The organism is Mycobacterium paragordonae (assembly GCF_003614435.1).
In the GTDB taxonomy this organism is placed as follows: Bacteria; Actinomycetota; Actinomycetes; order Mycobacteriales; family Mycobacteriaceae; genus Mycobacterium; species Mycobacterium paragordonae.
The window spans coordinates 4,874,843-4,887,470 of record NZ_CP025546.1 but is presented as its reverse complement, the minus strand read 5'-3'; the positions used below and the strand labels follow the sequence as shown (position 1 = coordinate 4,887,470).

At 66.3% G+C, this 12,628-nt stretch carries 8 protein-coding genes; 1 reads left to right on the top strand and 7 read right to left on the bottom strand.

Going from position 1 to position 12,628, the window contains the following annotated elements; translation table 11 throughout:
• Positions 1 to 3 precede the first annotated feature (3 nt).
• The gene (locus C0J29_RS21880; RefSeq protein ID WP_162951527.1) at positions 4 to 1,488 is read left to right on the top strand and encodes a hypothetical protein; all 1,485 of its coding nucleotides are present in this window, start codon (positions 4 to 6) and stop codon (positions 1,486 to 1,488) included.
• A gap of 6 nt (positions 1,489 to 1,494) precedes the next feature.
• Here the strand turns inward: C0J29_RS21880 and C0J29_RS21875 are convergent, their stop codons facing one another.
• The 7 genes from C0J29_RS21875 to C0J29_RS21835 all read right to left on the bottom strand — a co-directional run bounded on the left by C0J29_RS21875 (position 1,495) and on the right by C0J29_RS21835 (position 12,572).
• A complete protein-coding gene (locus tag C0J29_RS21875) occupies positions 1,495 to 2,265 on the bottom strand; it encodes an ESX secretion-associated protein EspG (protein WP_120793549.1) in 771 nt (256 codons plus the stop codon).
• Positions 2,266 to 2,286: 21 nt separating this feature from the next.
• Positions 2,287 to 3,672 carry a hypothetical protein gene (locus tag C0J29_RS32935; RefSeq protein WP_162951526.1) on the bottom strand — a complete coding sequence of 462 codons (1,386 nt, stop codon included), beginning with the start codon at positions 3,670 to 3,672 and terminating at the stop codon, positions 2,287 to 2,289.
• 35 nt (positions 3,673 to 3,707) lie between these two features.
• Entirely contained in the window at positions 3,708 to 4,067 is a 360-nt protein-coding gene (locus C0J29_RS21855; RefSeq protein WP_120793545.1) for a hypothetical protein, read from the bottom strand.
• A 145-nt stretch (positions 4,068 to 4,212) separates the two neighbouring features.
• Positions 4,213 to 4,926: a hypothetical protein gene (locus C0J29_RS21850; protein WP_120793544.1), complete on the bottom strand. Its 714-nt coding sequence runs from the start codon at positions 4,924 to 4,926 to the stop codon at positions 4,213 to 4,215.
• Complete coding sequence (locus C0J29_RS33940; protein ID WP_242460518.1) at positions 4,923 to 6,446, bottom strand: hypothetical protein; 1,524 nt, start codon at positions 6,444 to 6,446, stop codon at positions 4,923 to 4,925. The genes C0J29_RS21850 and C0J29_RS33940 overlap by 4 nt, the downstream gene beginning before the upstream one ends.
• Before the next feature lie 67 nt (positions 6,447 to 6,513).
• Positions 6,514 to 6,765, bottom strand: coding sequence for a hypothetical protein (locus C0J29_RS21840; protein ID WP_065043931.1), 252 nt, complete (start codon positions 6,763 to 6,765; stop codon positions 6,514 to 6,516).
• A complete protein-coding gene (locus tag C0J29_RS21835; protein ID WP_120793543.1) occupies positions 6,762 to 12,572 on the bottom strand; it encodes a glycohydrolase toxin TNT-related protein in 5,811 nt (1,936 codons plus the stop codon). Before C0J29_RS21835 ends, C0J29_RS21840 begins: the two co-directional genes overlap by 4 nt.
• Positions 12,573 to 12,628: the final 56 nt, after the last annotated feature.

Below are 12,628 nucleotides of genomic sequence, written 5' to 3'. Positions count from 1 at the left end.
GTGGTGACGGTGCCGGGTTCGTCATTGCCCCCGGACGGTTTTCGGTGGGTAGAGCAACCGCCGTCACCGCAGCCTCGCGCGCGGCGATTCTGGTGGATCGGCGCGGCGGTTGTCGTGGTGATTGCGGTAGTCGCGGTAGTTATCGTCGTTGTGCTGCGCCGCCACGCGCCAAGCCATGGCGCCGAGGCGCCCGCTGGGCGCCCGCCTATCGGGACACCGCAAGACCTGCTGGTGTCGTTTCCGCTGAATCGCCAACCGGTGCCGGGTTGGCAGGTCAGCGGCGCTGACATCGGACTGCCTCCCGGCGTCAAGGTCGGAGACCTGTTCTCCCGCAACGGCACCAAGGCCTACTTCATCACCCTGGAGGGCTGCGACAAGTCCTGCCACAATCCGACGGGTTGGCTGTACGGCCTCGAAACCACAACTGGCAGCAGGCTTTTCCCGCCGCTGGCGCTGCCGGGCTTCTTCGGCACCAACTCGGATTGCCATAGCAATGGTCCTGCGGTGGCCGTCTGCACGAGCCGCACCGAAGGCCAGGAAGCGCATCTCCCGCCACCGGGAGCATGGGTGATCGATCTCGATCACGGCGTCCTGACGTATCACGGACCAAACACCCTCAATCCCAGCATCATTGGCGGCGGCATGCAGCTCGAGGCGGTCGGTTACAAATATGGCCCTTCGTATTTGGTGGCCGCCCGCCCCGGAGAGGGCCTGCACGGTGTCGGCGCACACGCCGAGCTGACCTGGTTCCTGCCCGGCAGCGGGCAGATCAGCGTTCCGGGGGCGTGGAATTCCGACATCCCGCCGTTGACCCTCGCCGTACAACCGGTGAAATCTCCCGGCGATAACCGGGGAGATCAGGTCTTCTCGGTTGTTGACGGCAAAGACCTGACGCCCACGCCGCCTTCGGGCACGCGACTGGAGTCGGCCGTCGTGTACAACGGCGGGTTTGCCTACCAGGTCGACGCGGGCTCGGCGACGGGCACCCGGATGTATGACACCACCGGACGTGAAGTGGGCCGGCAGGAACCCGAGCGCAGCTACCCGCGGCAGAACGCCGCGATGCTGACGCTCGTGGTCGGAGCCAACTTTCAGATCTACGATGCGGCAGGCAAACTCGTCGCGACGATCCCGTCGCGCGGTCTCGCCGCCGATTTCGAAACCATCGGCCCCAAGGTGTACATCAGGACCGCGGGCAGCGGCGACGGCGGTAAAGCAGCCTGGCAGCAATGGGACCTGCGCACCGCAACGCCCGGTGCCACCTGCACCATGGCCCTGGGGCCCGACTACGCCGCCTCCGATGGAACCGTGGTGGTCACGAACAGTCATAGCGGCGACGGGTCCCACTACGTGGCCATCGACGCCACAAACTGCCAAACACAGTGGGAGATAACCGGAAAGACCTGGATCCACAAGGTCGGCACCGGCCTGATCCAAGTGGACCATGACCGGGACACGGTCTCTTCGCTGCGGGAACCTCCGAAGTAGCGGTCCTCAGCGACGCGACTCACGCAGCTTTGCAATGTCCTCGGCGATCATGGCGTCGATCCGGTCGCGAAGGTTTTGCACGGTCATCGGCGTCAAGTAGTCGAACGCTGGCGAGTAGATGTAGTCGCCGTCGTTCTTGACTGCTAAGCACGCGACAGTGGTCTTGCGACGGTCGAATCCCCAGTCTCGCGCCGGCTGCCAGCGACTTTGAATGCGGGTGTACCGCGTCACCGCGGTCCGAGATATCGACGATAGTCCCGATGTGCTATCACGTTGCAGGACTGCCGAATTCCCTTCAACGGGTATGCCGCGCTGAGGTGGTTGCCGCACTAAATCGGGAATCACGATTCGTGGGTGCATGCCGGGCTGCGTATGTGCGAGTGAACCGGCTACTGCCGAGCCGAGTTCATAAGGGGGGACTTCGAAGATGTCGACACAATGGTCCGCCGAGTTCTGGGCGGCGATGAATCCCAGTTGACCGTGGCGATGTGCCAGTATCCGTCCTCGTTGCGAGCCCACGATGCTGACAACGCATTCGACCCGGATATCGGCCTGCACGTACGAGGTGAGCCATCTGCTCGTGTCCCGAAGATCGCCGTGGGCGAGCCGTTCGGGTATTGCCGCCACATAGGCCTGGTACTCCTGGAAACTGCCGAAGCGTGACGGCCGAGTCACGACAAACGGGTGCGGTAGGAAGTCCCGCCCGAGACTGTCGCTGACTGCTTGCAGATCGACCAGATCGAGACTGGCGACTCGGCTCAACGCGGTGCGTTTCACGCTGGAATGCCTTGCGCTCGTTTACGTCCGATCTGTCGGATTGGTTTCCTTGGACTCGTCGCCGACGACGGGAACCACCCCTTCGGTTTCACCGATCACCTCTTGGCCGTGCTTGGTGTGACGCAACGCCTTGCTGACCTTGTGTTCTTTGGCGGCGCCACCTTGGCCGCGCTGGCCGGCGACTGGCGTGCCCGCGCCGGCCGACCCGGCCCCGGCTGCCACCCCTGACCTCGCGGCCTGCGCGGGAGTGACTGCCTTGCTCGGCGCCGTCAGTTGGCCGGAAGGTTTGCTGACGGCTGGAGATCGAGCACCCGCACCGCCGGCCCCCGCACCGCGGGCGCCCGATCCCGAACCGGTGGTGGCGCCCTTGAGCCCTTTCGGCCCTAAACCCAACACCCCCTCCGGTAGGCCGCCCGCGCCGCCCTGCCCGCCTTTCGGAGTCTGACCGAGTGCTTGATTTGCGGCGTTGCCAGCCTGGCCCGCGGCATTCTGCGCTTGTTGACCTGCATTGTTGGCTGCGTCACCGGCGCCCTTCGCCGCATCGCCGAGGCCCTGCAGCGCATTCGCCGATGGGGTCGACGCGCCGGGCTGGGGCGCCGGAGCGTCGGGCAGAGCGAGTCCTCCGGGGGACGGAGTCGCGGGCGCCCCCAGACCACCCGGCTTCAGGCCGCCCGGGGGTCCCCCTCCTGATCCACCCGCGCCCGTCGAGGGCGAGCCCCCGATCTGGGGCGGTGCGGTCGACATGTCGGGATGCCGTTGGCCGATCCATTCGATCGGCGGGTTGTAGAACGAGTGGATCGTTTGCTGCGCTTCACGATTGTAATGAGCTACGAGCAGGTCGTCCCTGGCTTCATTTTCCGGTATGTCCATATAAGCGGCCCTGGCTTTGGCGTCGTTATCCAACTGCGCCTTGGCCGCGATGAACCAGTCTCGTGTTTCTTTGATGTCCCGTGAGAATGTGTCGACCAGCGGATCCATGCGTTGAGTCGCGTCGGTTAACGCCATGAGGTAGCCGAGCGATTCCCTGGCCTTTTTGAAGACGGCAGTCGCTGTCGCGCCGGAAAGGCTGTTTTCTGCTGCTGCGATGGCGTCCTGGAAAGCATCGTGTGCACCCTGCAGAGCAGTGCTGATGTTGTTCCAGAGGTTGTGGTGCCCGACCGCGATATCGTCTGCGGCGTCCTTCAAACCGTCGTAGCCTTCGACGAAAGTGTTGATATGTTCAAGGGGCGCGGCTTTGGTTTTCTGGCCCGCACTCTTGGTGCTGTCGAGGTTATTCAAGTCGTTGAAGAGCGTTTGGCCGATATACGACTTTATGAGGTGGGGCAGCTTATAGTTTTCCGGACCCGGGTCGCCGAGATATTGATCGTCGTGAACTGTCCACTCTAGATCGGCCGGATCATTAGACATATGCGGCGCTCTGACTCATCAATGGCAGACACTGCTCAACGGTCGGCGTCGAGCAGTGCGTTGTAAGCCGCATTCGAGAAGTCTCGCAGCGCTGTGGCGAAGGTTGCATACTCGCTGATCCGTTGTCGAATAGCGTCGCCGGTCTCGTTTAAATTGCGCGCGGTGACTCTGGCCGACTGGAAGCTGCCGACGACTCCCTCGTTTATTTTGAGGTTGCCGGCAGAGGCTGCTTGCTCGTGCAGCGCGTCCGCCAGCCGCCCGGCGGCGGCGAACCATTGACTCATGGCCGCTCGGTCGAGTTTGAGAATGTCTTCCGGCACGTTCTGCCCCCATTGGCGCAGTTGTTGTGTCGAATCGTTCAACGATCCCAGTGACGGCGGCTCGTCAACAGACATGGCAGGTAACTCCCCTCAGTGTGCCGTCGGTCGCGTCGAGTGCCGGTTGACTCGACCTCGCCTATCCCCGGAATGGTCGCTGGTTGCCCAGTGCCAGGCGCGTGGCCAACGGAACGTCCTGCCAGCATAAGACACCGAGTCAGCACTATTCCTCGCCAGATTTCCGCACGGGGTTGCCCGGGTCGAGCTCGCGTTCCAACTCGGCCAGTCTTCGACGTGCCGCCGAGGGAGGGGTGGTCGACGCCGTTTGTTGGATGCGTCCGTCGCTACCGACAAGGAACACCGCCGTGTCGAACGGTGCGTGCACGGGCGTCGCCGCAGTACTGGGGTCGACCGGCGCCTTGGCATGTACCAGCCAGCCGTTACCGAGTCGTTCTGCCACCAAAGCTGTCGTGGGGTGATCGATTCCCGCCTCGCCGAGGTGCTCGATCACCGCGGTCACCGCCTGTTCCGCGGTGTTGATCGTCGTGGCGGCGAAAGCGCGGCGCAGTGCGGCCTGAGGGTTTTCGACGGATGGTCCGGCCATGCGGGTGTGCTGGACCCGTTCGCTGAGTCCGACGAGGGTCGCGTACCAGGCTGCGAAACCGAGGGGGACCGCGATGAGTGGGTAGTAGAACGTGGGCCCGCTCGCCCTGGCGGCGAGAACCACTGCCGTGAGGTAGATCCCGAAGAGCAACAGAGGCGGCACCGCAAGTGCTGCCGCGCGCTGCAGCGCATCGATTCGGCCAGGACGCGCCTGTTGCTGATCCATTGCGACGCCGGCGGTGAAGACGCCGAAGGGGAGGCCGAAGAAAATCACGAGCGGCGCGCTGACGACGAACGCGGCGACGGTGATCGCGGTATCGGTGGCCGGGCTCATCGGGTCAGGCCGGCCAGGGAGAGTTGTTCGTACGCGGCGTCGAGATCCGGGTGCCCGAACTGAGCGAAAACGGGGGCGAGCTCATCTCGACTGACCTGATGATCTTGGGCCGAGGACAGAAGCCGGTGACAGGCGGCCTCCACGCCCGGGCCCACGACGGAGGCCATGGCGCCAACTGTCTCCTCGGGGGTCCAGATCACCGGCAGCGGGTCGTCGAGTTCGTCGAAGGTGTCGGTCGCACCACGCCACCAGCGGCCGTCGGTCCACCAATAGCAGAAGCTGAGCAGGCCGTTTTGGTTTCGGCTGTTCAGCACCGAATCGTCGACCCAGACCGGGGCGCCGCAGTAGAGGTCGGGCAGCGGTTGTCGTCCCAGGTAGGCCTCTGTGAGCAGGGCGGAGTTCCACAGTCCGCCCGAGAGCACCGCCCGGTTGCCGGGAAGGAGGTACAAGCTCGATCCGCTGCGAGCGTCGGATTCATACGATGCCAAGCCCACGGCGATCCGCGGCCCCCACTGCGAACGGGCGCCCGCGTAGACCGCGGCGAGCACGGACCACCGGCTCCAGGTGTCGGGCAGCGGCTCGATGTCGTCCGTCTCGGCGCCTTGACGACCCGCCGACTGGTCCGTCGCCACTGCCGCTGCGGCTTGGGCCGCGGTGCGGCCCTGAGCGGCGGGCCCGGCGATGTAGCCGGCAAGCCAGACAGGTAGCCGCGGGCGTGGGTGGGCGCCGATATCGTCGCGGTAATTCTCCGCAGGCTGGAGTTGGTTCTCGGGGAAGGGTTGATCGCCGTAGTCGTAGTCGGCTCTCAATTGGCCATCACTGGTCACCGTGAGCAGCAACCGCCACCAGGGCCCGGCCGACATTTGGGCGCTCGTCTCGCGTTGGGCGTGCACGAGTTCCATCACCGAGCGCGGCACGGTGATCGGCTGCCAACCGTCGCCGGTGGCGAATGCGCACTGGGCGCTGCCGCCCCGTACCGTCAGCGCAAATACTGCGCTGAAGACCTGCCAGCCCGGTGGACCCAGCTGCGCCAGTTCCTGGGCGACCGGGTCCAGCATCGCTGAAGCTCGGGCACCGATCTGTTCATCGCGGCGCGATACCTCCGGATTCTGCGCCGCGCCGTCATCGACCATCGTGAAGTCACGGGCGACCGGCCGGCCTCCGTCGGGCCCCGGGCTGAACGACTCGGCGAATTCGGTCATGAACTCAGCCGAGTCGCCGAATTCACCCGCGTGGGCCAGGGCACGCTCCCGCTCGACGAACCTTTGTCGCGCCAGTTGCGGTGGCGTCGACGACGACGTCTGCTCGATCCGTCCGCTGTCACCGACCAAGAAAACCGCCCGGTCGACGGGCATCGCCAGGAACGCTTCGGGATCACCGGTGTCGACGCGTACCGGCTGGTATACCGACCAGCCCGCTTCAAAGCGGTCGGCGACCAAACCGCCCGTCGGATAGTCGATTCCCGTCGCCCGAAGGTAATCACTGACGGCGGCGATCGCCTCGGCAGCACTGATGCTCACCGCCACCGACCGCCTACATCGTGTGGTCTCCGAGGCGTCTCGCTCTGGACCTTCCGGAGTGTCAGGTTCATGACGGCCGTATCGCGCCTGCGAGAAGCTGGCTATAGGCGAGCCGGCCGAGCAATTGATAGCACGCATCCGTCTCGGTGGGCAGCCGGACGAGCCCGTTCTTGTTTCCGCGCTCTGACCAGTACACCTCCCATGCACCGTCCTGGGCCCGCTCGACGCACCACGAATAGTCCGCATGACCGCCCAAAGCCAGCACTTGGGAGGAAATGCCGATCGCGTCGAGTACGCGAGCCAGTTCGTCCAGGTTCACAGCGGGATCTCCCTCAAATAGCCGGCGTTCACCAGATCGACGATCGAGCGGGGGAAGTAGTACTGAACACCGCCGCCGGGCTGCCCCATGGCGGGTGCGATCGGACCCTCCCAGACCGGCACGGGACGCAGCACTTCATAGCGATGGAAGCCTGCGTCCAGGCTGTGCGGGGGCAACGCGCGTTCGGGAAACGACGTGCCCGCGGGCGAGCCGAACACGCCGAAACCCGGCCCGAATCGATCGAAAAACTGCCCCGGGTTGAGCACCACGGGTGTGCGTGACTCGGGAGAGGCGAAACCTTGCGGATGCATCCCGGGGTCCGGCCAGACGAGCTCCGGGTTGCCGTGCGCGTCGCGGTTGCCGGTCGGCCAATACCTGTCATTCCAGGCCTTCTCGCCGATGCCCGCGAGCGGGTCATAGCTGTCGGGAACCATGTGCTGAACTTCCGGATGTGTGCTGGGTACGCCTGGCGCCAACGCGTCGCTGACCCGGTGCGGGTTTGCGGCCGCGCTGTCCAACAGGCTCAGATCGAGTAGCTCGGCCTGAGGATGGACGAGTCGGTCGGTGGGAATTGTGTGGCCGCTGGCATCGTAATCGCGCTGCGGGGTGACAGCTGCAGGGCCGTCGTCGCCGGGCGCCGGCTCTGCGCCCGCCACGTGTCCTATCGAGTCGGCCGCCGCAAGCTGGCCGGGCCCGCCGGACATGGGCTCGATCGGGTTGCCGTAACGATCGAAGTAGCCGACGGCGGTCCTGTCGACCGCGTCTTGGCCCCACGGCGGCGGCCATCCCGATGGCTCGAAGCGGTCGACCAGATACACCGCGCCGCCGTCATTCACGGCGACGTAGGCATGTCCTCCCTGCTCGGGACCTCCTGCCCACTGGGACGTGAGAAGCGCAGCCGACCCATCACCGTGGCGTATCAGCGCATCGTGGATTTCGTTGTAGTTCGCAAACTTTGACGCGGATCCCCATGCTTCGAACAGATTTCTGGCGGGTACGCCCGCCGCTGTCGACCCGGTCCGCAAATCGACGTCGCGGCCGTAGCGCTCGGAGAGAAAGTCGCTGACATCGTGAGCACACCGACCCTCGTGCACATCGTGCACGCGAGGTTGCGCGCCGTCGTCAGCGATGAGGTGTTGTTGGGCATCGACATGGTTTTCGGCATGGCCGGAGTGCCAGTCAGGGTCCCAGATGCGGCGATTGACTGAATAGGGCTCGCCGTTCGTCGGCTCCAACCGCAGCGGACGGCCCACTACTGGTTCGTCGGTCAGCTTTCCGGCACTCCACCACCGTCGCGCGGTTCGATGCTGATCGAGTTGCACCTCCTCGAAGTGACCCGCTGCGATGCGGCCGAAGTTGGCGAGCGACTCGGTACGAACCCCGAGCCGGGTGTCAAACGCGTAGTAGGCCGTGTGAGTGCCTTTGGTGTCCCAATTGTCCATGTGGTGCGGGAACTCGGCGGTGATCCGCTGTGCCCCGAAACTGTGCATTGCGGGATCGATTCCGAGTCCGATGCCCCGGACCCTTCCCCGCCACACCGGGGCGCGTGCGCCCGCCGCGGTCACCGGGTCACGCGATGACGATGCGACGAAGACGCGGTCGCCGATGTTGAAGTCGGCGGCGCGGTGCTGGGCTGCGGCGCCCGGCGAGCCCAGCAGTGTGACGCTGCGGACATGTCCGGCCAGTCCTCCGTCGCGGCCGGCGAAGCTGGTGGTCGTGGAACCGTAGGAATGACCGAAGATGTGGTTGTCGTTGCGGCGACCCGCGATGACATCGACGGCGGAGTTGAACGCCGCGATGTCGCCGTGCAGGATGGCCCCTCCGGCCCGGGCGAGCCCTCGAAAAGGCGTCCGGATCAATCCCAGGCCGCTGGGCGCGTCGTATCCGATCCACGCGATCGAGGCGGCTGTGAGGTGCGGGTCTTCCCGGCGGGTCGATTCGAGATGGTTCAGCGCATTCGTCAGGTTGATGTCGAGGCTGTTGATGGTGGTGGTGATCCCGGGAACATGCCAGGACACCGACTCTGCGTGATGAGGTTCGTGTCCTACGCTGACCACGATCCGGCCGTCTCCGCCGAATGCGTGCGGATCAAACGCCAGGATGTGGACTTCACCGCCGCGGCCTGCCAGTTCGGCGCGGGCCTTGTCGAGGGTGCTTCGTAGTTGCTCATATCGCCTGAGCTCTTTGACTTCTCGTCGGCTCAGATGCTCGCCCGCCTCTCTGCGGGCCTGCAACTCGTCGTGCAGTCTCGACAGCCGGTGTTCGTTGGCTTCGGTGCGCGCCCAGGCGGGAACGCCTTCGGCGTTACCGATCTCGCGGGCATAGGAGTCGATCAGTGCGCGCTGTTCCTCGCCAGTGAGTCCGCGCCACCAGGTGGCGTTGTCCCTGGCCCGTTGCTCACCGAAGATGCTGTCCGCCAAGTGATGTCGGATCTCGTCCGGGTGCACCGGCGGAACACGTTTCCACAGCGCCTCATTCGCGAGAGCCAGCGCGTGTTCGGCATCGAGGTGCGAGGCGACCGTGCGCCCGCGATCACCGGCGTCGGGGTCGGACGCCGCAGTGTCGCCTGCTAACGCATCACCGTCGCTTCCTCGGGCCACGCTCCCCGGTTCTGCTGACTCAGCCAGAGGGCGCGAGACATCGCCACCCTCGACAGGGCGTCCCTCGGTTCGTGAGTGTAGGTCTGCTTGTTGATGGTCAGGCTGTGCTCCGCCGTGGGTTCGGGCGGCTGTGCCAGGGAGACCGCCGTCATCTGGTAGTCGATGGTCTCGGGATCCTCCCGGGTGCGCCGCAGGGTGATCCGCCATTGGTGCGGGTAGATCTGGTTTCCCGTCGGCCGCCCGGAACGCCTTGCCGTCGTGTAGGTTTGGGCCACCGCGCTGGTCGGCAGGCTGGGGTGGGTGGTGACGATCCCGGTCTCCGAGTCGATCACCAGCTTCGCCTGCCCGATCGGCTGCCCCGCGGTATTGTCCTCCGCCGGGATCGGTGAAACGACCCAACCCATCTCGAACTGGGTCACCCGGAAGGTGCGGTCGGGGAAGATCTGAGCCAGGTAGGCCTGTGCTTGTTCCTCGGTCGCCAGCTGCACCATGTCGGCCTCCTTGGTCGGGTGTGGGTCCGAAGTGATCGGCGGGGATCGGCGTGGACCACAGATACGCGGATTCGCTGACCAGCATGGCGGGCGGGTGGTCGCTGGTCAGGCTGTTCTGGGGATCCCACCACACTGGGCCGGCGCCATCGTGCGGGTAGACGACGACGGTGGCGTGCGAGCCGTCGAGCACCGGGGTTCCGTCCGGGTGGTACAGGAGGCTGCCCGCCGCGTCGCGCGCATGCCACTCGCTGACCACCAGCGCCGACGAGCCCGGCCCCGACAGCGTAATTTCCCGGTGCAGCGCGGCATACTGCTCGCGCACGGAGAGATTCTGATCGGACAGGTGCAGGTCGTCGCGCAACCAGGCCCGCGCCCGATCCAGCCCGCTCGCCTCTCCGCTGATCAAGTCGGTCGTGCCGTCGGGCCGCTGGTCGAGGAACCGGGGGACCGAGACCGTGGGGTCACCGTAGAACGACGCCAGCCCCGCCAGCGCGCAATCCAGGCAATTGTTAGCGCGTCCGTCGACGGTGGGGCCGCCGTCATTGACAAGGTCACCGTAAGCGTTGGTGCGTGGGTCGGCGCCCACCCGGTAGTCGCCGTCCGGACCTTGCAAAGCCTGTTCCAGCGCGGCCTGGTGCATCGGGTCTTCAAGCGGCGCAAGCTCATTGGGCCCGTAGGTGCGGTGGTTGGCCGGATTGTCGAAGCCGGTCGGGTCGATGGGGCCTGGCCCCGGTGGCGGGAGATCGTCACCACCGCGTGCCACGTCGGCGTCGGGACGGCGGGGTGACGGCTCGGATGTCGGCTCTTGTTGCGCGCCAAGTGGATCCGCGGCGCGCAGGTTATCGGACGGCATCGGCCGACCGGCGTCGGGTGACATCGCGGCAGCAAAGACCGATGGGGTGGCTTCGGCAGCGTGCGGCGAATGTGGATCGGGACGGTTCTCCCGCGGTCCGGTGGCACCGCTGCCTCGATCGGCAGCGGATTCTGCGCGCCGGACGGTGTCGGCAGGAGGCTCACCCCCGACGCGGCTCGCCTGTGCCGCAGGACGCGATCTTTCCTCGGCGGTCTCGCCTCGGTGCGGCGTTGCGTCCTTGGGCGACTGGGCATCTCGCGGCGCTTGGCCATCGCGTGACGGCGCTCCGTCGCGGGGCGGCGCTCCGTCCCGTCGCGGCTGCGCGTCGCGTGGCGGTTGCGCGTCGCGTGGCGGCTGCGCGTCGCGTGCCGGTGGGGTGTCGTGCGGGGCCGGGGCATCGCGTGGCGGCGGTGTGTCGCGCGGAGCCGGCATCTCACGCAGGGCCGAGCCGTCCCGTGAAGGTGTCGACTCTCTGGTGAATTCGTGGCTCGGCGGCGTGGCAATCTCACGAGCCGGTGCGACGGCCTCGAAGGTGCGAGCGGCCGGTGCTGCGGCGACGTCGGAAACTCCCGCGCGAGTTCCCGCAGCGTGGGGACCACCCGTCGACGGGCCGGCAGGGCCGGTCGATGGCGCCGTCTGTGGCCCCGTCGGAGCGGATGCGGCGTGGCCGGCTGCCGGCTGCGCGCCGGAAGGCGAGCCGGCCGTCGGGGCATCGGTCGAGGGAGGGGCGGAGTGATGCGGGGCACTGGGGTCCGCGCCGGTAATTCCGCTCGGGTTCAACGGAATTGCATCGTGCGAAGGTGAGCCCAGATTGAGCGGCACGTCGACATCCGGGGGCCGCGCGCCGCTCACGTCGCCGGAGCGACCCGCGGGGGTCGGGGTAGATTCAATCGGCGTTTGCTGATGTTGGGTCGCGGGCAAGGGTTCGACTAATGGTGCTGCCGGCCGGTCACCCGTCAATGCGGTCATTTCTGGGCCGCCACCGTGTACGCCGGGACTGCGCACCCCGTCCACCGCCCCGAAGACCGCCCCCGCGCCGAGGGCATCGGCGAGATTGACATGCCCGGTCAGGGCCTGTTGCGCTGCCGCCGCGCCACCGGCGTTGCCGACGAATGACGCGCCGAAATTCTTGACGCGGTTACCGAGGGCGGAGCCGGCGTCGAAATCGTGCGCGCCCTTGAGGATTGGGCCCATGACGGCACCGGAGATGGCACCGGATTTGACGTCGTTCTGCCAGGACTCCCAGTCGAATTCGTGTCGGTTGCCTTGTGCTATCTGCTGGCCCTGAATGCCCGCATTGAGCCCTGCTGAGATGCCGGCATTGACCGCTGCCCCACCGAGTGCGCGGGTGACGAGTTGCGCGATGACTCGGGCCAGGGCCTCGGACGCTACTTTGGCGGCTGCGGCCCGAATGCCCTGGCTGATAATAAGTTCGATGCCGGCGATGGCCGCGGCAGCTTCGACGGGAGCGCCCCAGTTGATCCATGCCGACGCGGCGAGCGCGACCAGAGTCGCCGCCAGCGCAGCAAGATTCGCGATGAACATCTCTTTGGCGAACTCGATTTCGGTCGCCACGTTGTCGACCGCGTCCGCCATCTGACGCAACTGCCCGGCGGTCTGGTCGATTGACGACGCGTACGGTTTGAGTAGCCCGTCCAGCGTGTCGTGCAGCGCACCGGAGGTGAACCCGGACAAAGTCGTCCGCGTGGCGGCGGCCAGTCCGTCTTTGTGCGATTCCAATTGATCCGCGTAGTACCGCCACCGGTCGGCCTGGCGGCGGCACGCCGTCTCGTCGCCTTCCGGAAACGGCTCGCCGATGAGGTCGCCCACCCACCGTAACCAGCCGGGAATTTCGATGCCCACGGGTCACTTGCCCGAGAGAGGTAATCGAACCCGAACGCGTTTCACGGGGATGGTTC

What these genes read in the sequence shown, in the direction of transcription:
- C0J29_RS32935 (WP_162951526.1), bottom strand. Translation starts at nt 3,672, where the DNA reads ATGTCTAATGATCCGGCCGATCTAGAGTGGACAGTTCACGACGATCAA.
- C0J29_RS21855 (WP_120793545.1), bottom strand. Translation starts at nt 4,067, where the DNA reads ATGTCTGTTGACGAGCCGCCGTCACTGGGATCGTTGAACGATTCGACA.
- C0J29_RS21850 (WP_120793544.1), bottom strand. Translation starts at nt 4,926, where the DNA reads ATGAGCCCGGCCACCGATACCGCGATCACCGTCGCCGCGTTCGTCGTC.